Raw genomic sequence first — 1612 nt, 5'->3', positions numbered from 1 at the left:
GGAGGTCAGGGTTGTTGCCCTTTTCACGACGGACGTTAGCACCCGCCGTGTGTCTGCCGACTAGTACTCCTCGGTATTCGGAGTTTGGTTAGGATCAGTAAGACGGTGAGTCCCCATAGCCCATCCAGTGCTCTACCCCCGAGGGTATTCGGTCGACGCACTACCTAAATAGTTTTCGCGGAGAACCAGCTATTTCCGAGTTTGATTGGCCTTTCACCCCTAGCCACAAGTCATCCCAATCTATTGCAACAGATGCGGGTTCGGTCCTCCAGTTGGTGTTACCCAACCTTCAACCTGCTCATGGCTAGATCACTCGGTTTCGGGTCTAATGCGACGAACTGAACGCCCTGTTCAGACTCGCTTTCGCTGCGCCTTCACCTATCGGCTTAAGCTTGCTCGTCACACTAAGTCGTTGACCCATTATACAAAAGGTACGCTGTCACCCTTGCGGGCTCCAACTGTTTGTAGGCATCCGGTTTCAGGTTCTATTTCACTCCCCTTGTCGGGGTGCTTTTCACCTTTCCCTCACGGTACTTGTTCGCTATCGGTCATGCACGAGTACTTAGGCTTGGAGAGTGGTCTCCCCATGTTCAGACAGGATTTCACGTGTCCCGCCTTACTCAAGGACACTGAGTGTTCTACGTGTAAGGGGCTATCACCCTCTACGGCCGACCTTTCCATGTCGTTCCACTTTATTCCTCAGTGCCACTGGCCTGGTCCGCGTTCGCTCGCCACTACTTGCGGAGTCTCGGTTGATGTCCTTTCCTGCAGGTACTTAGATGTTTCAGTTCCCTGCGTTCGCTTCTTACCCCTATGTATTCAGAATAAGATACCTTTAAACAATACTTGGAAACCTAAGCCGTACCTAAGCACGACTTAAATTTTCCAAGTATTTAAGGTGGGTTTCCCCATTCGGAGATCCATGGATCAAAGCTTATTCGCAGCTCCCCACGGCTTATCGCAGCGTATCACGTCCTTCATCGCCTGTGCATGCCAAGGCATCCACCAAATGCCCTTCTTTCACTTGATCGTTCTCATTGCCAATGCTCATCCATTAGCCGTCGTCCCGAAGGGACGCGGCAGAAAGGGTTACCTTTTACAACCCATCCTTCTCATGATGACATCGACGTGTTCGATACAATCCTCCTTGAAGGCACGCCGGTGCACTTCGAGGTCGTATCATTAAGACCAGCTTCTCGAGATATCATCCGGTGATGCGCGGTCAGGCAACATCAATCCAGCATTCCCATCAGAGGAGCAAAAGCTCCAACAACAAAAATGCCTCGGACAAGCGATCCTTCCTACCTCCAACCCCTCCACCAATTCCGGCCGACTAAGCCATCACATGGTTTCACAAGGATTGGTCTCGGACGTTTCAGGCATAAACCCAAAACACCTGGACGCTTCCAGACATATCTTCTCTTCACAATGTATTCAGAACAGGCATCTTACTTAGTAGAAGATGCAAACTTTTATTTCTTCAAAAGGATATTCAACTCACCGATCAATCCACCCACACAGGCCGGTCGGCCGTCGGCCATCATTGGCCGGCCCGTCTGGAGCGCAGCGGCAAAGCCGCGACAGCGTCAAGACATAACCTCACCAATCGCGC

At 51.3% G+C, this 1612-nt stretch carries 1 rRNA gene; it reads right to left on the bottom strand.

Going from position 1 to position 1612, the window contains the following annotated elements:
* Window positions 1-1030 (bottom strand): 23S ribosomal RNA (locus VIP81_RS04880); the annotation flags it as partial.
* Between the last annotated feature and the right edge of the window lie 582 nt (window positions 1031-1612).

This window comes from Chitinophaga sp., from assembly GCF_036566945.1.
Taxonomy (GTDB): Bacteria; Bacteroidota; Bacteroidia; order Chitinophagales; family Chitinophagaceae; genus Chitinophaga.
The sequence above is the reverse complement of the archived record's forward strand: the minus strand, read 5'-3'. Positions and strand labels throughout refer to the sequence as shown.